22 protein-coding genes, 3 pseudogenes and 1 riboswitch are annotated in these 22,708 nt (G+C 70.9%); of the genes and pseudogenes, 11 read left to right on the top strand and 14 right to left on the bottom strand.

Features of this window, described 5'->3' with window-relative positions; all coding sequences use genetic code 11:
• Positions 1-41: 41 nt before the first annotated feature.
• From KK483_RS03170 to KK483_RS03160, 3 genes and pseudogenes are all read right to left on the bottom strand, one after another.
• On the bottom strand, positions 42-926 hold the full coding sequence (locus KK483_RS03170) for a TIGR03621 family F420-dependent LLM class oxidoreductase (protein ID WP_262003518.1): 885 nt from the start codon (positions 924-926) through the stop codon (positions 42-44).
• Between the two features lie 15 nt (positions 927-941).
• The gene (locus tag KK483_RS03165) at positions 942-3,506 is read right to left on the bottom strand and encodes an ABC transporter permease (RefSeq protein ID WP_262003516.1); all 2,565 of its coding nucleotides are present in this window, start codon (positions 3,504-3,506) and stop codon (positions 942-944) included.
• An 89-nt stretch (positions 3,507-3,595) separates the two neighbouring features.
• Positions 3,596-4,404, bottom strand: a pseudogene (locus tag KK483_RS03160) (ABC transporter ATP-binding protein).
• Positions 4,405-4,533: 129 nt separating this feature from the next.
• On the opposite strand from KK483_RS03160, the pseudogene KK483_RS03155 reads away from it, so the two are divergent.
• Together KK483_RS03155 and KK483_RS03150 are read left to right on the top strand one after the other, a co-directional pair.
• Positions 4,534-4,743 (top strand): annotated as a pseudogene (locus KK483_RS03155) (antitoxin); the annotation flags it as partial.
• A gap of 92 nt (positions 4,744-4,835) precedes the next feature.
• A complete protein-coding gene (locus tag KK483_RS03150; RefSeq protein ID WP_262003512.1) occupies positions 4,836-5,207 on the top strand; it encodes a fic family toxin-antitoxin system, toxin component in 372 nt (123 codons plus the stop codon).
• On the opposite strand, the gene KK483_RS03145 is transcribed toward KK483_RS03150, so the two are convergent.
• From KK483_RS03145 to bioB, 5 genes are all read right to left on the bottom strand, one after another.
• A complete protein-coding gene (locus tag KK483_RS03145) occupies positions 5,201-5,884 on the bottom strand; it encodes a class I SAM-dependent methyltransferase (RefSeq protein WP_262003511.1) in 684 nt (227 codons plus the stop codon). The two genes, KK483_RS03150 and KK483_RS03145, sit on opposite strands and share 7 nt — an antisense overlap.
• An 89-nt stretch (positions 5,885-5,973) precedes the next feature.
• Complete coding sequence (locus KK483_RS03140) at positions 5,974-6,318, bottom strand: VOC family protein (protein ID WP_262003509.1); 345 nt, start codon at positions 6,316-6,318, stop codon at positions 5,974-5,976.
• Positions 6,319-6,323: 5 nt separating this feature from the next.
• Positions 6,324-7,040 carry a dethiobiotin synthase gene (gene bioD / locus KK483_RS03135; RefSeq protein WP_262003507.1) on the bottom strand — a complete coding sequence of 239 codons (717 nt, stop codon included), beginning with the start codon at positions 7,038-7,040 and terminating at the stop codon, positions 6,324-6,326.
• A gap of 168 nt (positions 7,041-7,208) precedes the next feature.
• A complete protein-coding gene (locus KK483_RS03130; protein WP_262003505.1) occupies positions 7,209-8,513 on the bottom strand; it encodes an adenosylmethionine--8-amino-7-oxononanoate transaminase in 1,305 nt (434 codons plus the stop codon).
• Entirely contained in the window at positions 8,506-9,717 is a 1,212-nt protein-coding gene (gene bioB, locus KK483_RS03125) for a biotin synthase BioB (RefSeq protein ID WP_262003503.1), read from the bottom strand. Before bioB ends, KK483_RS03130 begins: the two co-directional genes overlap by 8 nt.
• 148 nt (positions 9,718-9,865) lie before the next feature.
• Between bioB and KK483_RS03120 the strand changes: the two genes are divergently transcribed.
• Together KK483_RS03120 and KK483_RS03115 are read left to right on the top strand one after the other, a co-directional pair.
• Positions 9,866-11,023, top strand: coding sequence for an 8-amino-7-oxononanoate synthase (locus tag KK483_RS03120; protein WP_262003501.1), 1,158 nt, complete (start codon positions 9,866-9,868; stop codon positions 11,021-11,023).
• Between the two features lie 441 nt (positions 11,024-11,464).
• The gene (locus KK483_RS03115; RefSeq protein WP_262003500.1) at positions 11,465-11,905 is read left to right on the top strand and encodes an ATP-binding protein; all 441 of its coding nucleotides are present in this window, start codon (positions 11,465-11,467) and stop codon (positions 11,903-11,905) included.
• Positions 11,906-12,019: 114 nt separating this feature from the next.
• Here KK483_RS03115 and KK483_RS03110 read toward each other — a convergent pair whose 3' ends face one another.
• From KK483_RS03110 to KK483_RS03095, 4 genes are all read right to left on the bottom strand, one after another.
• Complete coding sequence (locus KK483_RS03110) at positions 12,020-12,607, bottom strand: DUF6328 family protein (RefSeq protein WP_262003499.1); 588 nt, start codon at positions 12,605-12,607, stop codon at positions 12,020-12,022.
• Positions 12,608-12,688: 81 nt separating this feature from the next.
• On the bottom strand, positions 12,689-13,165 hold the full coding sequence (locus tag KK483_RS03105) for a C40 family peptidase (protein WP_262003498.1): 477 nt from the start codon (positions 13,163-13,165) through the stop codon (positions 12,689-12,691).
• Positions 13,166-13,168: 3 nt separating this feature from the next.
• Positions 13,169-13,324: riboswitch (cyclic di-AMP (ydaO/yuaA leader) on the bottom strand.
• A 366-nt stretch (positions 13,325-13,690) separates the two neighbouring features.
• The gene (locus KK483_RS03100; protein ID WP_262003496.1) at positions 13,691-13,999 is read right to left on the bottom strand and encodes a hypothetical protein; all 309 of its coding nucleotides are present in this window, start codon (positions 13,997-13,999) and stop codon (positions 13,691-13,693) included.
• A gap of 6 nt (positions 14,000-14,005) precedes the next feature.
• Complete coding sequence (locus KK483_RS03095) at positions 14,006-14,641, bottom strand: ClpP family protease (RefSeq protein ID WP_262003494.1); 636 nt, start codon at positions 14,639-14,641, stop codon at positions 14,006-14,008.
• A 179-nt stretch (positions 14,642-14,820) separates the two neighbouring features.
• Here KK483_RS03095 and KK483_RS03090 point away from each other — a divergent pair, with 179 nt between their 5' ends.
• The 4 genes and pseudogenes from KK483_RS03090 to KK483_RS35440 form a co-directional block, all read left to right on the top strand.
• A complete protein-coding gene (locus KK483_RS03090; protein WP_262003493.1) occupies positions 14,821-15,147 on the top strand; it encodes a hypothetical protein in 327 nt (108 codons plus the stop codon).
• A gap of 11 nt (positions 15,148-15,158) precedes the next feature.
• Positions 15,159-15,845 (top strand): alpha/beta hydrolase, encoded by a 687-nt coding sequence (locus KK483_RS03085; RefSeq protein ID WP_262003492.1) that lies wholly within the window; start codon positions 15,159-15,161, stop codon positions 15,843-15,845.
• Between the two features lie 274 nt (positions 15,846-16,119).
• On the top strand, positions 16,120-16,329 hold the full coding sequence (locus KK483_RS03080; protein WP_262003490.1) for a DUF3592 domain-containing protein: 210 nt from the start codon (positions 16,120-16,122) through the stop codon (positions 16,327-16,329).
• Between the two features lie 308 nt (positions 16,330-16,637).
• Positions 16,638-16,808, top strand: a pseudogene (locus tag KK483_RS35440) (IS630 family transposase); the annotation flags it as partial.
• A 165-nt stretch (positions 16,809-16,973) separates the two neighbouring features.
• Here KK483_RS35440 and KK483_RS03070 read toward each other — a convergent pair.
• Positions 16,974-18,320 carry a cytochrome P450 gene (locus KK483_RS03070; RefSeq protein WP_262003488.1) on the bottom strand — a complete coding sequence of 449 codons (1,347 nt, stop codon included), beginning with the start codon at positions 18,318-18,320 and terminating at the stop codon, positions 16,974-16,976.
• On the bottom strand, positions 18,317-19,312 hold the full coding sequence (locus tag KK483_RS03065) for a terpene synthase family protein (protein ID WP_262003486.1): 996 nt from the start codon (positions 19,310-19,312) through the stop codon (positions 18,317-18,319). The genes KK483_RS03070 and KK483_RS03065 overlap by 4 nt, the downstream gene beginning before the upstream one ends.
• Before the next feature lie 181 nt (positions 19,313-19,493).
• On the opposite strand from KK483_RS03065, the gene KK483_RS35260 reads away from it, so the two are divergent.
• From KK483_RS35260 to KK483_RS03050, 3 genes are all read left to right on the top strand, one after another.
• Positions 19,494-19,883, top strand: coding sequence for an AAA family ATPase (locus KK483_RS35260; protein WP_313878043.1), 390 nt, complete (start codon positions 19,494-19,496; stop codon positions 19,881-19,883).
• Positions 19,772-20,173, top strand: coding sequence for an AAA family ATPase (locus KK483_RS03055; protein ID WP_313878041.1), 402 nt, complete (start codon positions 19,772-19,774; stop codon positions 20,171-20,173). Before KK483_RS35260 ends, KK483_RS03055 begins: the two co-directional genes overlap by 112 nt.
• 156 nt (positions 20,174-20,329) lie before the next feature.
• A complete protein-coding gene (locus KK483_RS03050) occupies positions 20,330-22,690 on the top strand; it encodes an isoamylase (protein ID WP_262003484.1) in 2,361 nt (786 codons plus the stop codon).
• The last annotated feature ends 18 nt before the right edge of the window (positions 22,691-22,708 follow it).

Genomic DNA, 22,708 nt, shown 5'->3' with positions numbered 1-22,708 from the left:
CCGCTCGTGCTGTGGCCCCGCCTGCCCGCTCGCCCGTGCGCTCAGTGGCCGCGCAGCTCCTCGACCACCTGCCCGAACGCCTCCATGTACGGATCGAGCACCGTGATGTACGAGAAGCCGTACCGCTCCCGCTGCGCCCTCAGCTGGGCGGCGATCTCCTCCACCGTGCCGATCGTCAGCAGCGGCAGCTCCAGCAGCTGCTCCTCCGTCAGCTGCGGCAGCCGAGGCAGCAACTCCTTGGCCGCGGCCCGCCGGTCGTCGGTGACCACGGGTGCCTGGACCAGGAGATTCAGCTCGGCCGGAGTCCGCCGCCCGGACACTGCCTCGAACGAACGGTACGCCGCCACCCGCTCGTCCAGCTCCTCGGCAGTGAGCGGCAGCAGCGTGCCGTCCTTCGCCGTGCGGGCCCCGGTGAACGCGGTGATGTCCGCGTGCTCCGCCGCCAGCCGCAGCACCCGGTCGCCGTTCCCGCCGATCAGCAGCGGCGGCCGCGGCCGCTGCACCGCACGCGGCACGTGGTCCCCGTCCGCGAGCAGCCGGCCGACCTCCTCGACCGTACGCGTCAGCAGGTCCACCCGCCGGCCCGGCGGCAGGAACTCCAGCCCCGCCCGGTCGTGCTCCTCCCTCACATAGCCCGTGCCGAGCCCCACCTCCAGCCGGCCGCCCGTGAGCGCGTCCGTGGTGGCGATCTCCCGGGCGAGCAGCGCCGGGTTCCAGAAGGCGGCGTTGAGCACGAACGTGCCGAGCCGCGGTCGCTCGGTGGCCCCGGCCGCGGCGACCAGGGCGGGGAACGGCGCGACCATGCCCAGATGATCGGGCACCAGGATCACGTCGTAGCCGAGCGCCTCGGCCCGCCGGCACCGTGTGCGCCACTCCTCGCCCTCCGCGGGCGTCACCATGTTCACCGCGAACCGGAACGGCCTCACCGTCTCAACCCCTCGCTATTCGTGCGCGATCGCCGCCAGCACGTTCATCCGTGATGCCCGCAGCGCCGGAAGGACGGCCGCGACGAGCCCCACCACCACCGAGCCCACCACGACCGCGACGAGCGTCCCCCACGGCACGGCGAACTCGGTCATGCCCTCCAGCTCCAGCACCTGCTGCACCGCCACTCCCCACACCATCCCCAGCGCAAGACCGAGTACCGCGCCGAAGACCGCGATGACGACGGACTCCAGCCGGATCATGCGGCGCAGCTGCACACGTGAGAGGCCGATCGCCCGCAGCAGCCCGATCTCCCGGGTCCGCTCCACCACCGACAGGGCCAGCGTGTTCACCACGCCCAGCACGGCGATCACGATGGCCAGCCCCAGCAGCGCGTACACCAGATAGAGCAGCACGGCGATCTGCTGCCGCACCAGCTCCTTGTAGTCGGCCTGGTCCCGCACCTGCACCTGGGGATACGGATCCAGCGCCCGCTCCAGGCCGGTCCGCAGCTCGTCCGTGCCGGTGCCCGCCGCCGCGTTGACGTACAGCGCGCTCTCCTGACCGCCCGGCACCCGGCGCTCCAGCGTGGCCAGGCCCATGAACAGGCCGCCCCGCATCCCCGGTCCCGTGGCCTGGTCCATGTCCGTCAGCGCGCCGACCGTCAGCCGCGCCCGCCGCCCGCCGGGGAACTCCACGGGCAGGACCGTCCCGACCCGCACCCCGTGCTCCGAGGCGAAGTCCCGGTCCATGCCGAGCGCGTCCGCCGCCAGCGCCGCCCGGGTGTCGCCGCTCGTGTACGTGACGTTGGCGGCCTCGTCCAGCTCCGGGTCGTACCCGGCGGCGGTCGACTCGATCCGCTCCCCGTCCGGCAGCGTGAGCGCGAGCGGCGTGAACCGCTGCCGCACCACCGTCCCCGCGCCCGCCACACCCCGCACCTTCTCGGTGACCTCGGCCGGGAAGGGCTGGAAGTTGGTGTTCTGCACGACGAAGTCGGCGCCCAGCGTGCGGTCGATCTGCCGGTCGAAGGAGCGTGTCATCGAAGCGCTCGCCACCGACAGGCCGGCCACCAGCGCCAGCCCGATCATCAGGGCCGCGGCCGTCGCTCCCGTACGGCGCGGATTGCGCAGCGCGTTGCGCCGGCCCATCCGCCCGACCGCGCCGAACAGCCGGGGGAACGCCGCGCCCAGCACCCGGATCACCGGCCGCACCAGCAGCGGCCCCGACACGACGGCGGCGATCAGCGTCAGCACCACGCCCAGCCCGAGGAGCCAGGACGCGGTCGCAGTCCGCCCGCTCGCCGCACACCCCGCGAGCGCGGCGAGACCCGCGGCCCCGACCGGAGCGCCCGCGACCGCCCGCACGGTCAGCGGCCGACCCACGCCCGCGACCTCGGCGTCCACGAGCGCGGCCATCGGCGAGACGCGGGCCGCGCGCCTGGCCGGGAGGTAGGCGGCGACGAAGGTGACGCCGAGCCCGACGGTGTACGCCGCGACCGGGGTGGCCGCCCCGATCACCATCTCGGCGGCCCGCAGATTCATCCCGAACAGGCCCATCAGCTCGATCAGTCCGGCAGCCAGGCCGATGCCCGCGGCGAGTCCCGCTGTCGCCCCGGCCAGCCCGAGCAGCACCGCCTCGGTCAGCACCGAGCGCCGCACCTGGCGCCGGTCCGCGCCCAGCGCCCGCAACAGGCCCAGTTCACGGGTGCGCTGGGCGATCAGCATCGAGAAGGTGTTGACGATCAGGAAGATCCCGACCAGCACGGCGACCCCGGCGAAGCCGAGCATCACGTACTTGATCACATCGAGGAAGCCGCCCAGCTGCTCGATCTCCGACTCGGCCTGCTCGTCCGCGGTCCTCAGCTCGTACGCGTCCCCGAGCACGGCCGCGATCCGGCGCTTGAGCACCGCGTCGGGCACCCCGTCGGCCGCCTCGACCGAGATCGAGGTGGCCACGTCCGGCCGGCCCAGCAGTGCCCGCTGCGCGGTCGCGGTGTCCAGATGGAGCAGCGCGGCCCCGGGGTTGGTGGTGGTGAAGGTCTCGATGCCGACGATCCGCACGGTGAACGAGCCGGGCTGCGCGAGCACGGTCAGCCTGTCCCCGATGCCCAGGTGCCGCTCGGCGGCGGTGTCCGCGTCCAGGAGCGCCTCACCGGGGCCGCGCGGCGCGCGCCCGCTGGTGAGCTCCACCGGACTGCGCTCGGTGACGTACCAGTTGGCGGCGATGGTCGGCGCGCCGGTGGTCGGTCCGACCGGCTCGCCCCGCTCGTCGACGACGGTGATGTTCTGGACGGCCGCGTCGACGTGGGCGCGGGCGACCCCGTCGACCGCGGCGATCCGCCGCGCGAGCGACGCCGGGACCGTACGGACCGCGCCGGAGGGCACGTACTCGTCGAGCCCCGTCCTTCGGGACACCGTCACGTCCGCCGCCGTCAAGGCGAACAGCCGGTCGAAGGTACGGGCCACCGTGTCCGAGAAGATCAGCGAACCGCTGACGAACGCCACCGACAGCACCACTGCGAGGGCCGACAGCATCAGCCGGCCCTTGTGTGCGAAGAAGCTGCGCAGCGTCGCTCTCAGCATCGGGTTCTCAGCATGGGGTTCTCAGCATCGGCGCCTCGGCATCGGGGTCTCGTCATCGGGTCTCGTCATCGGGTCTCGGCAGCCGGGCGTCAGCTCCTGCGCAGCGAGTCGAAGCGCTTGAGCCGCTCCAGCACGGTCTCGGCGGTCGGTCCGTGCATCACGTCCACGATCCGTCCGTCGGCGAGGAACAGGACGAGGTCGGCGTGGGCGGCCGCCCCCGGGTCGTGAGTCACCATCACCACCGTCTGGTCCAGCCGGTCCACGGCCTCCCGCAGGAACGCGAGCACCTCCGCCCCCGACCGCGAGTCCAGATTGCCGGTCGGCTCGTCGGCGAAGATCAGATCCGGGCGGGAGGCGAGGGCGCGGGCGCAGGCGACGCGCTGCTGCTGTCCCCCGGAGAGCTGCGCGGGCCGGTGGGAGAGCCGGTCGCGCAGCCTCAGCGTGTCGATGACGCGGTCCACCCACTCCTGGTCGGGTCTGCGGCCCGCGATGTCCATCGGCAGGGTGATGTTCTCGGCGGCCGTCAGCGTCGGCAGCAGATTGAACGCCTGGAACACAAACCCGACTCGGTCCCGCCGCAGCCGGGTCAGCTCGCGCTCGCGCAGCCCGGTGATCTCGGTCGCGCCGAGCCAGACCTGCCCGGCGGAGACCGTGTCGAGACCGGCGAGGCTTGGGGTCTCCCCAGCGCAGCGAGGGGAAGCATCAGTGTGGACTTGCCGGAGCCGGACGGGCCCATCACGGCGGTGAACCGCCCGCGCGCGATGTCCACGTCCACGGAGTCCAGGGCGAGGACCGCCGTCTCGCCCGATCCGTACGCCTTGGTGAGGCCGCGGGCGCGTGCGGCGAGCGGGGGATCCGCGGGAAGGTCCTGGGCGGGTGCTGGGGCAGGGGTGGACAAGGCTGCCTCCCGGATCGTGGGCGTCGCCGTCGTGGGCGTCTCGGCTCCCGTACTCCGTGCTGCGTACCCCGAGCGTAAGGGCCCTACCCGCAGCTGGCGGTGCTAGCGGCACCGCGCTAGCGTGGCGGTGTGGCGAAGACTCAGCTGAACGTACGCGTGGACGAGACCACCGCGGAGGCGGCGCGGCGGCGGGCGCACCAGCGCGGGGTGAGCGTGAACCGGTACATCGAGGAGCTCGTCAAGCAGGACGCCGGCGAGGTGGGACGGACCTTCGTCGAGGCCGCGGCCGACTTCATGAAGCAGTACGAGTCGGTTTTCACGGAGGAGTTCGGCGCCGACGGCGCCGAGGCAGGTCCCCGGCCGGCGTCCGCCCCGAGCCCGGCGGCGGGCGTGGGCGCGGACACGGGGAACAAGCGGCGCAAGGGCGCGCTTTGAACCTGTCGATCGACCTCGCCTGGCTCCTCATGGTCGCCGAGCACAAGACGCCCGGCGACCCGCAGGTCACCGACTGGGGCGCGCTCGTCGCCGCCGTCAGCCGTCACGAGGCGGAGATCTTCGGCACCCCGGTCTACAGCGATCCGCACAGCCGCGCCGCGTCCCTGCTCCAGCTGCTGCTGCATGTGCCCGCGCTGGAGCGCTCGAACGCGATGTTCGCCTCCGCCGTCGCCTACGGCTTCCTCGTCGCCTCCGGGCTGAAGGTCGCCACCTCGCCCGAGCAGGTCCGCGACCTCGCCCGGCTGGTCAAGGAGGGCAAGGCGGACGTCCGCGCCATCGCGGACGAGCTGCGCCACTGGTGTCACTGACCGTCCTCGAACGGCCGGCGCGCCACCCCCAGCACGGCGAAGGACGTGGGAAGTCGGGGCCCCTTCTCCGGGATGCGCAGCCTGCGGTACTCACCGACGCCGAAGCCGGCCCGGTCCAGCGCCGCGATCGGGTCCCTGGCCGTGTGGCAGCCACCGAACAGGAACGGCCACACCGTGCGGTCCAGCACCCGCTGCGCCCGCGCCATCGCGCCTCCGCCGGGCGCCAGACCGTGCTCGAAGAAGCGCAGCTCACCGCCGGGGCGCAGCACCCGCCTGATCTCCGACAGCGCCCGCGGCAGGTCCCGCACCGTGCACAGCACCAGCGAGACGACGGCGGCGTCGAACGCCTCGCTCTTCACCGGCAGCGCCTCGGCGGCCGCCGGCACCACGTCCACGGGGACGTCTGCGTGCAGCGCGGCGGTCGCCGCCAACCGGCGCAGCGTGCGCTCCGGTTCGATGGCGACGACCTCGGAGACGGCGCGCGGGTAATGCGCGAAGTTCAGCCCGTTGCCCGCGCCGATCTCGATGACCCGGCCGGAGAGCCCGGAGAGCAGCTCCGCACGGTGGGCGGCGATTCCGCCCTTCGTGTCGGCGGCCACGCTCATCCGCGCGTAGAAGCGGGCGAAGACGGGGTGGTGGACGGCGTCCCGTGGGACTTTCGCAGGGCGCAGCGGCATCGTGGGCCTCCTCCGACGACCGGCACGACCGGACGGACCCGGTGGGCCGGATAGGGAAATTGTCCCCCGGGACGGCGCCCGTCAGCCCATCAATCGCCCACAAAACAGAACTCGTTGCCCTCCGGGTCCCGCACCACCTGAAAACGCCCGTAGTCGTCCATGACCACACCGCCGACCAGGGTCGCGCCGTACCGTGCGGCCTCGGCCGCCGCGGCCTCGACGTCACCCGCGGCCAGGTCCAGATGGAGCCGGTTCTTGGCGGCCTTGCCCTCCGGCACCCGCTGGAAGGCGACGCGTACGAACTCCGGCGGGTCGACGTACGCCCAGTCCGCGCTCCGCTCCACCGCCTCGCCGCCGAGCAGGGCGGACCAGAACCGGGCGAGGGGCAGGGGCTCGGCGCAGTCGAAGACGATCTCCTCGATACGTGCTCGCATGCAGGTCAGCTTACGGACGCGGCGAACGACTCCGCGTCCCAGCGGCCACCGAGCCGCGGGGCCAGCCAGCGCGCGGCGGCGGCGCGGAACGCGGCGGGCGGCAGCGAGCCCGAGCCCTCCGGCACCGCGCCCAGCAGCGGCGCGCCCGCCGCCTCCGGCAGGTCGGCGAGGTTGCAGCGGGCGGCGAGGTCCGGCCGGGCGGGCCAGCTGCCGACGACGACGCCGAGCGGCTCCAGCGAGCGGGCGCGCAGCGCCTCGGCGGTGAGCGCGGTCGTGTTCAGCGTGCCGAGCCCGGCGGGGGCGACGACGAGCACGGGGGCGCGCAGCAGGCGGGCGACATCGGCGAGCGTGCCGCCCCGGTCGTCGAAGCGTACGAGGAGGCCACCGGCGCCCTCGACGAGGACGAGATCGTGCTCGGCGGCGAGCTTCCGGGCCGCCTCGGCCACGTCCTGGGGCCGCACGGGGGGCAGGCCGGCGCGCCGCGCGGCCGTCGCGGGGGCCAGCGGTTCGGGAAAACGCGCGAGCTCGACGCTCGCCGCCCCGCTCCCGGCCAGCCGCGCGGCCTCCTGGGCGTCACCCGTCTCCCCGGCGGCGAGGCCGGTCTGGGCGGGCTTGAGCACCGCGACCGTCCGGCCGCGGGTGGTGGCGAGGGCGGCGACGGCGGCGGTGACGACGGTCTTGCCGATCTCGGTGCCGGTGCCGCTGACGACGAGGATGGTCATGTGTGCTGCTCCTGGTTGTACGGCTGTTGTCCGTCGAGCGGGGGCTCCGCCCCCGGACCCCCGCGCCTCAATCGCCGGCGATTTTCAGCCCGTCCGGCGATTGAGGACACGGCCGAAGGCCGTACGGGGGTCTGGGGGCTTGCCCCCAGTCACGGAAGGCCCCGACCGTCACCCCGCCGCCGCCGCCGCGGCGCGGACCGCGCGCGTGATGCGCGCCAGGTCCTCGTCGCCCGTCACGTACGGCGGCATCGTGTACACGAGGTCGCGGAACGGCCGCAGCCATACGCCCTCCCGCACCGCCGCCTCCGTCGCCGCAGCCATGTCCACGGGGTGGTCCAACTGCACGACGCCGATGGCGCCGAGGACGCGGACGTCGAGGACGCCCGGCAGCGTGGCCGCCTCCGCCAGGCCCTCGCGCAGGCCCGCCTCCAGGCGCTTGACCTCCTGGGACCAGTCCTGGCCGAGGAGCAGGTCGAGCGAGGCGCAGGCGACCGCGGACGCGAGCGGGTTGGCCATGAACGTGGGGCCGTGGGCGAGGACCGGGACCTCGCCCCGGGAGATGCCGTCGGCGATCCGGCTCGTGCACAGCGTCGCCGCCATCGTGAGGTAACCGCCGGTCAGCGCCTTGCCGAGGCACAGCACATCGGGCGAGACGCCCGCGTGCTCGGCGGCGAAGAGCCGGCCCGTGCGCCCGAAGCCCGTGGCGATCTCGTCGAGGACGAGGAGGACGCCGTGGGCGTCGCACGCCTCCCGCAGCACCCGCAGGTACTCGGGGGAGTGGAAGCGCATCCCGCCCGCGCCCTGCACCACCGGCTCCACGATCACGGCGGCCAGCTCGTCCGCGTGGCGCCCGATGAGCTCGCGCAGCCGGTCCCCGTACGACGGGTCGTACTCCTCGTACGTCCCGGGCGGGGCGTCCGCGAAGATCTGGCGCGGGAGCACGCCCGACCACAGGCCGTGCATCCCGCCCTCGGGGTCGCAGACCGACATGGGCTGCCAGGTGTCACCGTGGTACCCGCCGCGCCAGGTCAGCAGCCGCTGCTTGGCCGGGCGGCCGACCGAACGCCAGTACTGCAGGCACATCTTCACGGCGACCTCGACCGAGACCGAGCCCGAGTCGCAGAGGAAGACGTGCCGGAGCGGCTCGGGGGTGATCTCCACCAGCCGGGTGGCGAGCCGGACGGCGGGCTCGTGGGTGAGTCCCCCGAACATCACATGGCTCATCCGGTCCAGCTGGCCGCGCGCGGCCTCGTTGAGCACCGGGTGGTTGTAGCCGTGGATCGCCGACCACCAGGACGACATCCCGTCGACCAACTCCCGCTGCCCGTGGGCGGCTTCCGCGAGCCGCAGCCGTACCCCGTCGGCGGACTCCACGACGAGCGGGTCGGTACGGCCCGGCATCGGACCGTACGGGTGCCAGACGTGGGCGCGGTCCAGGGCCACCAGCTCCCGGGCGTTCAACGGCTCACGCATTGGGCGCGAGGTCCGTCCCTGCACCCCGGCGGCGGACCGCCACCAGATCCGTACGGGCGGCCGACGCCTCTTGCCCGGCCCCTCGCCCGGCCTCTTGCCCGGCCTCTTGCCCGGCCTCGGCCACGGCCTGGGATGCGCCGTCGCCGCACGGTGCGCAGCCACCGGAGTGCGAGCCGCACGCGCCGCCGGCCGCCGCGTCCGCCCGGTGCCCCGGCAGCGTCGTCGTCTCCGTTCCCTCCACCTCGAAGCCGGCGTCCGCGATCATCTCCAGGTCGGCCTTGCCGGCCTGGCCCTCGCTGGTGAGGTAGTCGCCGAGGAAGATCGAGTTGGCGAGGTGCAGCGCGAGCGGCTGCATCGCGCGCAGATGGACCTCACGCCCGCCCGCGATGCGCACCTCCACGTCCGGGCAGACGAACCGGACCATCGCGAGGATGCGCAGACAGCGCTGCGGCGTCAGGTTCCACTCCTTGGCGAGCGGGGTGCCCTCGAACGGGATGAGGAAGTTCACCGGCACCGAGTCCGGGTCCAGCTCGCGCAGCGCGAAGACGACGTCGACCAGGTCCTCGTCGCTCTCGCCCATGCCCGCGATCAGACCCGAGCAGGCCGACAGACCGGCGGCGTGGGCCTTCTGCACGGTGTCGACCCGGTCGGCGTACGTGTGGGTGGTCGTGATGTCCCCGTACGTCCCCTCGGACGTGTTGAGGTTGTGGTTGTACGCGTCCGCGCCCGCCTCGCGCAGCCGCTCCGCCTGGCCGTCCGAGAGCAGCCCGAGGCAGGCACACACCTCGACGCCCTCGTTCCGCTCCTTGATCGCCTCGATGGTCTGCGAGACCCGGTCGACGTCCCGGTCCGTCGGACCCCGGCCGCTCGCGACGAGGCAGACCCGCTTCGCGCCGCCCGCGACCCCCGCGGCAGCCGCCTGTGACGCCTCGTCCGGCTTCAGCCAGGTGTACTTGAGGATGTCGGCCTTGGAACCGAGCCGCTGGGAACAGTACGAGCAGTCCTCGGGACACAGCCCGGACTTCAGATTGACCAGGTAGTTGAGCTTCACCCGCCGCCCGAACCACTGGCGGCGCACCTTTCCGGCCGCGGCCACCACTTCGAGCAGTTCGTCGTCGGAGGTCGCCAGCACGGCGAGCGCTTCTTCGCGGGACGGCAGCTCACGCCGCAGCCCCTTGTCCACCAGCGTGTTCAGGAGGTCCATGGCGCTGATCCTCGCTTACCGGACACCCCCGGGCCAAGGAGGAACTCGACAACACGCGCCGAACAGGGTGTGTGCATGGCCACACTCTGACCTCAGCTGTCCCGGGCTAGTGTCTGTGCGCTGCCTACAAAAGGACCGGACCACCCTCATGTCGCAGTCCCAGCCCCAGGATCCCTTCGAGTGGACCGCCGAAGCGGCGCGCCTGCGCGCGGACGCCGGACTCGTACGCGCGCTGCGGCCCCGCCCCGCCGCCACGGCACTGCTCGATCTCGCGAGCAACGACTACCTCGGCCTCACCCGCCGGCCGGAGATCACGGCGGCCGCGGCGGAGGCCGCCCTGCGCTGGGGCGCGGGCGCCACCGGCTCCCGGCTCGTCACCGGCACCACCGAGCTGCACACCGAACTCGAAGGCGAACTCGCCGAGTTCTGCGGCTTCGAGGCCGCGCTGGTCTTCTCCTCCGGGTACGCCGCCAACCTCGCCGCCCTCACGGCGCTGAGCACCCATGGCTCCCTGATCGTCTCCGACGCGGGCAACCACGCGTCCATCGTCGACGGCTGCCGGCTCTCCCGCGCCGAGACGGCCGTCGTGCCGCACGCCGACCCCGAGGCCGTACGCAAGACGCTCGACGCCGATCCGGGACGGCGCGCCCTCGTCGTCAGCGACTCGGTCTTCTCGGTGGACGGCGACGCCGCTCCGCTCACGGACCTCGCCGACGTGTGCGGCGCCCATGGCGCCGCACTGGTCGTCGACGACGCGCACGGCTTCGGGGTGCTCGGCGACGGCGGCCGGGGCGCGCTGCACGCCGCGGGCCTCGCGGGCTCGACGGGTGTCGTGGCCACGCTCACCCTCTCCAAGTCCCTCGGCAGCCAGGGCGGTGCCGTCCTCGGCCCGGCGCGGGTCGTCGACCATCTCGTCAACGCCGCCCGCACGTTCATCTTCGACACCGGCCTCGCCCCGGCCGCCGCGGGCGCGGCACTCGCGAGTCTGCGGCTGCTGCGCCGGGAACCGGAGCTCGCCGGGCGGGCGCGCACCGTCGCCACCACGCTGTACGAGCGGCTGACGGACGCCGGGCTGACCGCGGCACGCCCGGACGCGGCGGTCGTCTCCGTACAGGCGCCGTCGCCCGAGGCGGCCGTGCGATGGGCCGCGGACTGCCGGGCCGGCGGGCTGGCCGTGGGCTGCTTCCGGCCCCCGTCCGTCCCGGACGGCATCTCCCGGATCCGGCTCACCGCGCGGGCCGACCTCACCGACCGGCAGATCGACGACGCCGTCGGCGTGATCCTTCGGGCCGCACCGCCCCGCTGAACCCGGTCGGGCCCCACCTCCACCAGCGAGTCCAAGGCCGCCGGAGGCGTCCCGTCCGGCGCCGAACGCGCCACCGCACGCGCGGAGTCGGCGCCCGGAGCAGCTCCGGCAGGGTCGAGCTGTCCGGCGTGCGCGCCGAACCCGCCCGTGCCGCCCGGCCGATGGAGTCCCCGCGCGAGCCGCGGCCCGCGCATGGCAGGGCAGCCCGGGGCAGGGCAGGGCGACCCGGGGCCACCGGGCGTGCGGCCAAATACGCTCTCGCGTCGCAGAGTTCACCGCTTCGAGCGACAGATCCCTGCATACCCGGGTGGATCGCCTCCAACGGCGGTGGCAAGGGTGGCAGTCTGGCGCCCAGCGCAATCCGAGGCCGCGCCGGCTCCTCATCCGCTGCGTGTCGCCACGTACCGGCAACCGGCCCCGGTGGGAAAGGGACAGCTCGCCATGGCAGACCTCCAGGAAGCCTCCGTCACTCTGCCGAGCGATCCCGCCTCGGTCTCCGCCGCGCGGAGGTACGTCAGCGGCGTCCTCGCCGAATGGGGCCTCCCCGGGGAGGCGGACACCGCGGACACCGTCCGGCTGATCGTCTCCGAACTCGCCACCAACGCGGTGCAGCACACCTTCGGCCAGTCGCCGACCTTCACCGTCGCCCTCCGCCTGGTACGCGACGAGCAGCTGCGCATCGGCGTCACCGACAGCCACCCCCGCTGGCCCCAGCGCCTCCCGGCCGCGGTCCAGCAGGACAACGGCCGCGGCATGGTCATCATCCGCTGGCTCACCGCGGAGTACGGCGGCCGCCTGTCGGTGACCCCGACCCCCGAGGGCGGCAAGACGGTGTGGATCGCCCTTCCGTGGACACCGTTCCCGGGGCCTTCCGGCGGTTGACGTACGGGGGCGGCGGCGCCTCAGGGGGCGGCGGCCCCGTATCCGAGGCGGTGGCCGCACATCTCGGGCGTGACCCCGCCCGCCCGTGTGCCGTGCGGCGTGTGCCGTGCGGCGTCAGCGGACGGACCCCGACCGCTCTCGGTCCGGCCCCGGTGACGGGTCCGCCGACCCTTTGAGCCTCCGCCGTATCATCGCGGGCAGGACTCCCCAGAGCACGGCGCAGACGAGCAGCGTCGCCACGGCGGTGACGATGCCTTCGGGCGTGCCGTGCACGACGTCGACGACCAGCAGCACCGCGGAGGCGAGCGCCGGCGCGAGGACCGCGAGGCCGGCAGCGGCCAGTCGCGAGGAGACCGTCACGATCTCCGGTTTGGCGCCCTGCCGGAACAGGCCGCGATGGACCGCGGCGGGCGCCGTGAACAGCACCGCGGCCAGCACGGACAGCAGCAGCGTGGTCACGTACGTGCCGCGCTGGAAGGAGTCGAGCCGGGGGAACGCGGCCGTGAAGGCGATGGTCAGCAGGAAGGCGAACAGGATCTGCACGCCCGTCTGGGTGACCCGCAGCTCCTGGAGCAGCTCGGCGAAGTTGCGGTCGGCCCGCTCGGGCTCGGTCTCGTCACGCTCGGTGCCGTCCGGGGGGAGCTCCCCGGTGCCGTCCGGAGGGGGATCGTTCCGCGGGGTACGGGGGTCGGTGTCGGGCATACCGTACGAGTTGCCCGTACCCCGCGGAACATGCCGGTCTCCTCGGCTTGCGGCTTGCGGCCTGCCGGCCGACCACGAGGGTCAGCGGACGCGGCCGTACCGGACGTTCTTGGCCCAGATCTTGCTCAGCTTCACGACGGAACCGGTCTTGGGGGAGTGCCACATCTTTCCGTGGCCGGCGTAGATCCCCACGTGGTACACGGCGCCGCCCCAGTGGAAGAACACCAGGTCGCCGACGCTGCGGCGGGAGGCGGGGATGTGGCGGGTGCGGTTGTACTGGGCCTGGGCCGTACGCGGCAGGCGCTTGCCGGCCCTCTTGAAGGCGTACTGCGTCAGCCCGGAGCAGTCGAACCGGTTCGGGCCCGTGGCGCCCCACCGGTACGGGGATCCCCTCTTCGACGCGGCCACCTTGAGGGCCTTCGCCGCGTGTCCCGAGGCGGCGTGGGCCTCCGCCGTGCCGCCCGGTACGAGCAAGGAGCCGCCGACGGCGGCGATGGTCAGAGCCGAAACGGCACCCGTCCGGGACAGCAGGGACGGAAGTTGTGTCTGCGCAGCCATGCGCAACCCTTCGTCAGCCGCCTGTGAAGGATGACCTGTCGGGTTCGGGCCTGCGAAGACGCCCGGCCGCGGAAGCGGCTTCACCCCGAGGACCGGTCGCGGGTGGCGGCCGGCCCGTACTGCATGGGTCCTCCACTCCTGCCGAAGCACTTCATGTCGACCAGGCATCCGGTGCGGCGGCAGGACTCGGCGTCCGCCCGGACCGCCCCGCCGTGGTGGCGGGGGCTTGTCGTCCCAGGGATCTTGACTCATTCCGTGCCGGATTTCTGGTTGGAAACGACGATATGTGAGGCTCCTCACGGCTGATCCGTTCGAGTGGAGACGGCCGTTCGGCCGAGGTCGAGTGGCGCGGGAACGAGCGCCGTACCAGCAACGGAACGGCCGACTCCACCGGATGGACCAACCTGCGGCGCAACTCGCAGCCACGCAAGCCGATGCCACGTCTGCCCCGGATGGGCGACACCCACTCGTACGCCTTGTGGCCCAGCGTGGCGCGCCGCCACGGCGCGTCGGGGTGCCGCGGCGTCAACTCGTGGACTCGGGCGGGAGGGTGATCCGCGCGGCGCGCCGCTCCCCGTCCAACACCCGCAGGGCACGGGCCAATGTGGGCGTGTGCAGCTCGTTCTCGCCCCGTGCGTGCATCAGAGCGAGCGAGTCGCGGAGTGCGGCCGCCCGAACGGCCAGCGCCTGTGCGGCGCGCAGCGCGCCGTAGGTGCGGGTGGCCCGGGCCGGATTGATCCGTCCCAGCTGGTCGACGACTTCGAGCCAGCAGTCGATGAACTCGCTTTCGGCGCGCGTCAGTGCGGGCAGCGGTGGAGGCTCCGGAGGCAGCACGGGCCGTCACCGCACCAGCGGCGAAGCGGCGGACGCCTTGCGGTTCTTGATGATGTGATCGATCAGACCGTAATCCCTGGCCGCTTGGGCATTGAACACCGTGTCGCGTTCGAGGTCGGCGGCGACACGCCCGGAGCTGTGACCCGTGTGGCGAGCGAGGATCGTGGTGATCTGATCGCGCAGCCGCAGCAACTCCCGCGCCTGGATGTCCAGATCGGTCGGCTGTCCCTGTACGGGCTCGGGCAGCGCGGGCTGCTGGACGACCACCCGGGCGCCGGGCAGGGCCATGCGCTTGCCGGGCGTGCCGGCCGCGAGCAGGACGGCGGCGGTGGAGGCGGCCTGGCCGAGGCAGGTCGTCGCGATGTCGCACCTCACCACCTGCATGGTGTCGTAGATCGACGTCATGGCGCTGACGCTGCCGCCAGGCGAGTTGATGTAGAGGCTGATGTCCTGGTCAGGGGCGTCGTACTCGAGGTACAGGAACTGGGCGATGAGGTCGTTGGCCGAGGTGTCGTCGACGGCGCTGCCGAGGAAGACGATCCGCTCCTGCAGGAGCTTCGAGTACGGGTCGAGCGAGCGGAAGCCGGAGCTGGTGCGCTCGGTCAGCTCGGGCAGGACGTAGCGGGCGGAAGGCCGGTTCATGGCGTACCTCTCCTCGGGGCGCGAGTCTCTGTAAAAAATGTACAGGACGTACAGATAATTATGGTGAGGGAGTTGCGCTGTGGGGTGGAGGGGGCAGGAAGCCCGGGGGAGTGGCGGCTGCGCGGCGTCGGGGCCGTCCTCCCCGCGCCTGCGGCTCTCGGGGTGTGGTCGGCTCAGCCGTGCAGGGCCTGGAAGGCCTGGTCCACCAGCGTGGGCAGGTCTTCGGTACCGTCGCTGTCCATTGCCGTTCAGGATTCCGGCTGCCGGCCGCGCGCCTGTGCCGCCTGATCTCGCCGAATCCCACCAGCAGCGTCGCGACGTTCAAAGGGAAGGCGATGGTCGCGGCGATCGCGGTGATTCCGGTGGCTCAACGGATGACCGCCACGACAACACGTTCAACCTCATCGGCCCAACAATTGGGATGGGGGGACACGCCCGGCCATCACGCAAGAATAGGCACCAAACGTGCAATGTGGTGCAATTTTTCGTATTTGATCTCTCTGTAGGAGGAAATGCCATGGCGGGCAAGCCCAGCATTGTCTTCGCCCACGGACTCTGGGCGGATGGGTCGTGCTTCAACAAGCTCATCCCCACGCTCCAGGCTGAAGGGCACGAGGTTTTCGCCTCACAGCACGGCCTCGACTCGCTCGAAAGCGACGTCGCGTGCGTCAACTTCACGCTCAACCACGTTCCCGGCCCGATCGTGCTGGTCGGTCACTCCTACGGTGGGACGCTGATCACCAAAGCGGGCACCCACGACCGCGTCGGCGCTCTGGTGTACATCGCCGCGCTCGCCCCGGACGAGGACGAGACGTCGCAGGAGCAGCTGGACAAATTCCCCCGCACGCCCATCTTCGAGCACGTGGACGTTGCTGACGGCCGCGTGTGGCTCAAGCCCTCGGGCGTCCCGCACTTCTGCGGCGACCTCCCGGAAGCGGAGCAGAAGCTCGTCCTGGCGACGGGCGCTGTGCCAGTGGCGGACCTGTTCAACCAGCAGGTTCCCGGCACCGCCTGGCGGACGAAGCCAAGCTGGTTCATCGTCGCCAACAACGACCGTACCGTGCACCCCGACCTGGAGCGGTCCGCCGCCGAGCGCATGGGCGCCAATGTCCGTCCCGTGGACAGCAGCCACGTTCCCATGCTCTCGCATCCTGACTTCGTCCTCGATGTGATCCGTGAAGCCGCGGAGTCCCTCGACGCGTAGGGCCTGTCCGATGGGTCGGCGAGCCTGCCGTGCCTGGCCAGTTGACTGCACTGACTCGGTTGACTGGCTCGACTCGGCGAAGGCCCATCAGGGGCGGCAGTCGTGTGCGAGACGGCTGAGGCGACAATCGGCGCTTCGTGGCCCGAGCCACGACAACGTAGGCCCGAGAAGTCGGTGTGCCCGCGCACCTTCGTGAACCGTCGGGTTGTGTGCCGCGTCCTCCTGATGCGCGGCCCGTGCCAGGCGGCGCTGTGCGAGGGAGAGCAGGGGACGGATGACGGGTGAACGGCCCGTCAGGTTCCGGCCACCGACGACGGCGACGGGGCTGGACCTCGGAACCCATGTGCCGGTCGCCTACCTGCCCGAAAGGCCGAAAAGCGCACGGGTGTTCACCTGGAAGTACCGCCTGCATGAGATCGTCGGCCTGTTCTTCGGAGCCGTGATCTTCCTCGGCGTCGCGGCTGGGTGCCTGCTCACGCGCTGAGCTTGTTCTCCCTCCTCGTTCTGACCGACGGATCCACCGCCAGACCCGTCACGGGACCCACCGGACACGCCCTTACGAACTCGTGCCTGGTTGCAGGTGGCACGTCGAAGGCTGCGGATTCGCCGCCGTGTTCACGCTCGCGCACCGCGGTGCATCATGGCGGTCTGCTGATGGGAGAGCAGTGCGGCGACGGCTTGGACGATGTCAGTGGCCGGCCAGCCTGAATATGCCTCCACGTTGGTTATCGTCGGTCTTGCTCACCCGACGGGCCTCTCTTCGGGCTCAAGCTGGACTGTGCCGTCGGCTTGCAGTTCACCGTCGCCAACTCCAGCCACCGCAACCACCCCGCGCAGCCCCGGGCACTTCACGCCTACCTGCGGTGGCGCGACGCGAACGCCCGCCACCCCGATGTGCTGACCTGGCAGGCCTCGAGATCGTCGCGAGCAATCCACGCTCCGGGCTGCCCTGCTGGGTACTGACCACACTCACGCGGGGAGCTTTTCCCAGGCGCCCGATCCACGCGGAACTGCATCACGACGGCAGCGTGGTCCTCGCGCTGACCTCTCCTGGAAGGCGTCGCGGGGATGGACCCCTGGAGGTCATGCGCAACCCGCTGTCCCGAAACGTGCCACGGTGGGGCAGCCTCACCGCGGGAGCAGGTCGATCCTGCGTTGCTGGACGATCATCGGTAGAGCGTTCGGGCGTGGGACTGATGCCAGGACTTCGCGGACCTGGTTTCCCGGCGCGGCGTGTAGCCGCCATCGCGAGGCGATGGCGGCAATGGTGATGGCGATTTCGGCTCGCGCGAAGCTCTCGCCGATGCATTTGTGGGGACCTGCGGCGAACGGCAGGAACATCGTGTGTGAGAGTGCTGGATCCTCGGTGTCCCACCTCTCGGGGACGAAGCGGTCCGGCTGGTCATGCAGTCGGGGATCGCGGTGGAGGACGTAAGGGCTGAAGGCGACTTCGGTGCCGGTAGGCAGGGTGACTCCGGCTATCCGGACCGGTTGTGTGGCTCGGCGCATGTTCAGCAGCGGGGAGTGCAGACGGAGGGTCTCGTTGATGATGTTGGCTGTGTAGGGCAGGCGGGCGAGGTCCTGGCCGCCTGGTTGCCTTCCGCCGAGGACTGTGTCGATCTCGTCGCTGAGCCGGTCCGCACAGTGTGGCGCTTGGGCGAGTTCATGGAATGCCCAGGCGACGATGTTCGCGGTGGCCTCCGTGCCGCCGAGCATGATCCCGATCAGCTCGTCGCAGAGTTGCTCCCTACTCATTGGCCGGCCCTGGTCATCGCGCGCTGTCCGCAGGAGGGAGAGCAGGTCGTGGCCGTCTCCGCCGTGGTTGTCGATGATCTCGATGATGATGGCTCTGAGTCTCTCGCTGGCCGCGGTGAAGCGGCGGTTGAGCGGGATGGGCAGGCGGTCGAATACCGGCGGGAGCGCTGATCGCATCATCACGCCCTTGGCGATGAGTGGGAGCGATCTGCGGACCTCGGCGACCGCGGCGGCTGCGGGGTCGGCGGAGAACATCGTCGAGGTGATGATGGTCAGCATGAGTTCGTGCAAGTGCTCATCGAGGGCGAGGGACTGCCCAGGGCGCCAGGCGCCCGCCATGGCGTCGGCGTGCTCGTTCATGGTCGTGATGTAGTGCTCGATCCTTGAGCGGTGGAAGGCTGGTTGCATGAGCAGCCTCTGCCGCCGGTGCAGGTCGCCGTCAGCGGTGACGATTCCGTTCCGGAAGACCACGCGCTGACGCTCGAGGATCCGGCCGAGTTCGAAGTCCACGGCGTCCGTGACCAGCACCTGCCAGACCAGCTCGGGTGTGGTCACGAAGTACACGGGCCAGGCACCGATGTGGACGCGGACGATGTCGCCCTGCCGGTGCAGCGAGGTCAGAAACGCGACCGGGTCGTGAAGAAGGGACAAGGCGTTTCCGACGAGGGGAATCCTCCGCCGGGCCGATGGCACAGCGCGCCGGTGATCGTTGACGGTCACTCAAACTCCCTTTGCAGCAGTGCCCGCAGTTCAGGGAACGGTGATTGCGGGGAGCGATACCGATTAGTGTCCATTTGCCAGTGGAAGCTCGCGTTCGCCTGGTCGTGCAGGCCGCAGAGATAGTGCCTGAGATCGGGCTCGGCCTTGACGAGTTCCACCAGCGCGGGGTGTTTCAGGTCAGCCAAGAACTTCCCGGAGACCTCGTTGACCATTGCGATGGCGCGTCGGAGGGCTGCGTTTTCGTCGCACCCTGCGTTTTCCATCAGGACGCAGACGAGGTTGAACGGTTGACCTTGGCGGACCTCTTTGTCGTAGGAGAAGATGTCGTTCATCAAGCCGCCGATGAGGATCAGCTCATCGCGGCATCTGGCGACCATCGGGTCGGCCCAGACCATGTCGGCCAGGGACATACCCTCGCTGAACTCGATCAAGTTGATGACAACGCCCATCCCGCAATCGTGCTTGCGGACTTGGATGTAGCGGTTCATGTCCATCCGGCGGCCGGTCGTGATCGAGGCCCTGGGGGTGAGGGTCGCTGCCAGGTGCCTTTCCAGCGAATCCGGCAACCGTTTCATGGCCGCCTCCGGTGCCATCTGAAGCATCACAGTCCGCAACCTGAGGAACGCGGCACCTAGGCGATCACCGGCGCGCGGTGTGTTATCTCCGCGGAAGACCCTGACGCACTGGCGGTAGGTGTGGAGCGCCTCGTTTCGTCGGTCGGTAGGGCTGTACCGCAGCGAGGAGAACATGTCGTCCACGTAGAAGAGAATGTTGTTCAGCAGGATGATCGCCATCAGCCGGTCCGCGGCAGCGTGGGGGAACAGGTAGGCCGACATCGTCGCGTACTCATGTGAATGCGGCAGATCGATTCCGAGGGCCGCACCCTCCTGATGCGCGACTGCCTCCGCGGCTTCGGCATGCGGATTTACCTGCTTGCCCCCCGGCACGATCAGGTCGTAGATCGAAACCACGCCGCCCTCCAGGTCGCTCACCCTGGCCCGGCACCATGCGGTCGATGCCCTTGAACCACGCTGCCAATGGCACGAACGTCCGAGACGGGCGATCCTCCCCATTGCAGCCCGACTGCCGGCACCGCGCCATCTTCCGGGACCACTGACGTGTTGAACGGGTTGCACGGACCCGTCCTCAACTCATTGAGCTGTTCAACCTGCCGTGGGGTGGAGGCCCGGTGAGGAGGCTTTCGTGAATTCGGGATACACCGGCCGGCCCGACCTGAGCTACTTCGAGCTCGTGCTGCCCTGGAACGTCCGCTGGCCGCGGAGCGCTTCCGGCTGGCGCCGCCCCCCCCGGACCGTGGTGCTGGTCGTGCCGCCGGGCACTGGCAAGACCACGTTCGCGCGGGCGGTGGCCTCCCGGCTGTGCTGGGCCTTCATCGAGGTGTTCCCCTGGCAGCTCGCCGCCGAGCCGCATGGAGTGGCGGCCGGTCTGCGGTGCAGCAGCTCTCCCGGGTCGACCACCTGCAACAGGTCGTGTTGTTCTTCGACGATGCGGAGGAGACCGCCTCCGAGCGGCGTTATCCGACCACACTGGCCCACTGCGTGACCAACGAGCTCCTCAAGCTCATCCGGCAGTTCCGACGCGGAGAGCGCAGACTGCTGATCTGCGCGACCAGCGCGGTCCGCAGTCTGGACCCGGCCTTCCTGCGGCCGGGCCGGTTCGACCGGCCCCGGCCCGGCTCACCACGACGACTGTCTGCAGGCGATCGCGCACACGCATACCTCGCTCACCGACGAGGACATCCGTGCCGTCGACCAGGACTTGCGGGCGGCGGCTCGGGTGTGAGCCATGGACGCGTCACCTGTGTCGGCCGGTCCACCCCTACGCCGCCGTAATCACTGGCTGTTGAAGTGGAACGAAACCTGTCGGAAACCTTTACGGGCCCATCTGGCTGCACTAGCTTGCAGCAACATTCTGCAATGCCTTGCAGGCTGTCGCTGTGATGCCCGGCGCGCCGGGCCATCCGCCCACTCTCGCAGTCAGGAGCCGCCGTGAGTGTGTCCCGCCCTGCCCGTATACGAAGAGCTCCCCGTCTCGGTGTACTTGCCGCGACGGCGGTCCTGGCCGCCACCTTCGCCGGGCCGGGGGCGCCCGGCGCCTTCGTCGTCCCTGCCGCCGCGGCCTCCGGCGGCCCTCTCGGGGCCCATTACGACACCGGTGGAGCCTCCATCGAGTTCCGGGTCCACTCGTCACGGGCCGGCCGGATCGACCTCTACCTCTACCGGACGGCATCCGGAAGCCAGGAAGCCGCCGCCGTCCCCCTCACCAAGGACGCCGCGACGAACGTCTGGTCGGTGTCCGTGCCGGTGGCGGCGATCCAAGGGCAGTACGGCATCAGCGGGGCTGTGTACTACGGATACCGGGCGTGGGGTCCCAACTGGCCCTACGATCCCGCCTGGACGAAGGGGTCGACCGCCGGGTTCATCGCCGACGTCGACGCCGCCGGCAATCGCTTCAACCCCAACAAGCTCCTGACCGACCCGTACGCGCCGGAACTGAGCCATGACCCGATCACCCCGGGCGGCGCCGACGGGGCGGTCTACGGGACGGGCCCACAGCACCGCGGCGCGGACAGCGGGACCCAGGCCCCCAAGGGCGTCGTCCTTGCCGACGGAGCCACGAGCACCGGCACCAAGCCGACCAGAGCGCTGAAGGACGACATCGTCTACGAGGTGCATGTCCGCGGGCTCACCAAGAACGATCCCTCCGTGCCGGCGGCCTATCGGGGCACGTACAAGGGCGCGGCGCTCAAGGCCGCCGATCTCGCGGCGCTCGGTGTCACGGCGGTGGAGTTCCTGCCCGTCCAGGAGACGCAGAACGACGCGAACGACGTCGACCCGACCGGCACCGCCGGCGACAACTACTGGGGCTACTCGACGCTCAACTACTTCGCGCCGGACCGCCGTTACTCCTCCGACAAGTCGCCCGGTGGGCCGACCAGCGAGTTCAAGGAGATGGTCAGGGCTTACCACGACGCAGGCATCAAGGTCTTCACGGACGTGGTCTACAACCACACGGGCGAGGGCGGGCCCTGGAACGCGAACGACAAGAACACCTACAGCCTGCTGTCCCTGCGGGGCCTCGACAACCCCGCCTATTACTCCCTCACCAGTGACATGCAGAGCCCGTGGGACAACACGGGCGTCGGCGGCAACGTCAACACGTACCACCCCGTCACCCGGAACCTGATCACCGATTCCCTCGCCTACTGGAAGGACACCCTCGGCGTCGACGGCTTCCGCTTCGACCTCGCGCCGGTCCTCGGCAACACCTGCCAGCACGGCTGCTTCCAGTACAGCCGTACCGATCCGGGCACCGCCCTCAACCGGATCACCGCCCTGATGCCTGCCCGTCCCGCCACCGGGGGAACCGGCACCGACTGGATAGCCGAGCCGTGGGCCCTGGGCAGCGGTACCTACCAGGTCGGCAACTTCCCCGCCGGCTGGTCCGAATGGAACGACAAGTTCCGCGACACGGTACGCCGCGACCAGAACACCATGGGCGTCGAGAACGTCACTCCGAGCGAACTCGCCACCCGCTTCGCCGGCTCATCGGACCTGTACCAGGACGACGGCCGGGCCCCGTACAACTCCGTCAACTTCGCCGTCGCCCACGACGGGTTCACCCTCGCCGATCTGTACATGTGCAATTCCAAGAACAACAGCCGGCCCTGGCCCTACGGCCCTTCCGACGGAGGGTCCGACTACAACCTCTCCTGGGACCAGGCCGGCAACGCGGCCGACCAGCGAAAGGCCGCACGCAACGGCTTCGCCCTGCTCATGCTCTCCGCGGGGACACCGATGACGACCGGCGGCGACGAATACCTGCGCTCCGTCCGGTGCAACAACAACCCCTACAATCTGGACTCCTCCGCCAACTGGCTCACCACCTCCTGGAGTGGCGACCAGAGCACGTTCCGCACCTACGTCCAGCGGATGATCGCGTTTCGCAAGGCCCACTCCGCGCTGCGTCCGACCGGCTTCTACACCGCGGCCGACACCAACGCCAACGGCATGGGGCAGTTGAACTGGTTCACACCTGCCGGAAGCGCCCCGGACGGTACGTACTGGTCCAACCCGAACAACCACGCCCTGGGCTGGCGTATCGACGGCACGGAGCTCGGTGACTCCAGCAGCGCCCTGTACGTGGGCTACAACGGCTGGTCGGGCGATGTCGACTTCACCCTCCCGTCCCCAGGGGCGGGCAAGAACTGGTACCGCGCCACCGACACGTCCACCTGGGCGGAAGGCGTCGACCAGGTCGCCCAGCCCGGCTCCGAAGCCTTCATCGGCGGCGCGGGAACCGTCTACCGCCTGCACGGCCGCGCGACCCTGCTGCTGATCGCCAAGTAGCCCCGCACCTCCCACCGA

Origin of the sequence: Streptomyces sp. FIT100, assembly GCF_024584805.1 — a bacterium.
Taxonomy (GTDB): domain Bacteria; phylum Actinomycetota; class Actinomycetes; order Streptomycetales; family Streptomycetaceae; genus Streptomyces.
The sequence above is the reverse complement of the archived record's forward strand: the minus strand, read 5'-3'. Positions and strand labels throughout refer to the sequence as shown.

Bases quoted from the DNA above. Each gene is read 5' to 3' on its own strand.
- KK483_RS03165 (WP_262003516.1), bottom strand. From the start codon at position 3,506: ATGCTGAGAGCGACGCTGCGCAGCTTCTTCGCACACAAGGGCCGGCTG.
- KK483_RS03145 (WP_262003511.1), bottom strand. From the start codon at position 5,884: ATGCCGCTGCGCCCTGCGAAAGTCCCACGGGACGCCGTCCACCACCCC.
- KK483_RS03140 (WP_262003509.1), bottom strand. From the start codon at position 6,318: ATGCGAGCACGTATCGAGGAGATCGTCTTCGACTGCGCCGAGCCCCTG.
- bioD (WP_262003507.1), bottom strand. From the start codon at position 7,040: ATGACCATCCTCGTCGTCAGCGGCACCGGCACCGAGATCGGCAAGACC.
- KK483_RS03130 (WP_262003505.1), bottom strand. From the start codon at position 8,513: ATGCGTGAGCCGTTGAACGCCCGGGAGCTGGTGGCCCTGGACCGCGCC.
- bioB (WP_262003503.1), bottom strand. From the start codon at position 9,717: ATGGACCTCCTGAACACGCTGGTGGACAAGGGGCTGCGGCGTGAGCTG.
- KK483_RS03120 (WP_262003501.1), top strand. From the start codon at position 9,866: ATGTCGCAGTCCCAGCCCCAGGATCCCTTCGAGTGGACCGCCGAAGCG.
- KK483_RS03115 (WP_262003500.1), top strand. From the start codon at position 11,465: ATGGCAGACCTCCAGGAAGCCTCCGTCACTCTGCCGAGCGATCCCGCC.
- KK483_RS03110 (WP_262003499.1), bottom strand. From the start codon at position 12,607: ATGCCCGACACCGACCCCCGTACCCCGCGGAACGATCCCCCTCCGGAC.
- KK483_RS03105 (WP_262003498.1), bottom strand. From the start codon at position 13,165: ATGGCTGCGCAGACACAACTTCCGTCCCTGCTGTCCCGGACGGGTGCC.
- KK483_RS03095 (WP_262003494.1), bottom strand. From the start codon at position 14,641: ATGAACCGGCCTTCCGCCCGCTACGTCCTGCCCGAGCTGACCGAGCGC.
- KK483_RS03085 (WP_262003492.1), top strand. From the start codon at position 15,159: ATGGCGGGCAAGCCCAGCATTGTCTTCGCCCACGGACTCTGGGCGGAT.
- KK483_RS03080 (WP_262003490.1), top strand. From the start codon at position 16,120: ATGACGGGTGAACGGCCCGTCAGGTTCCGGCCACCGACGACGGCGACG.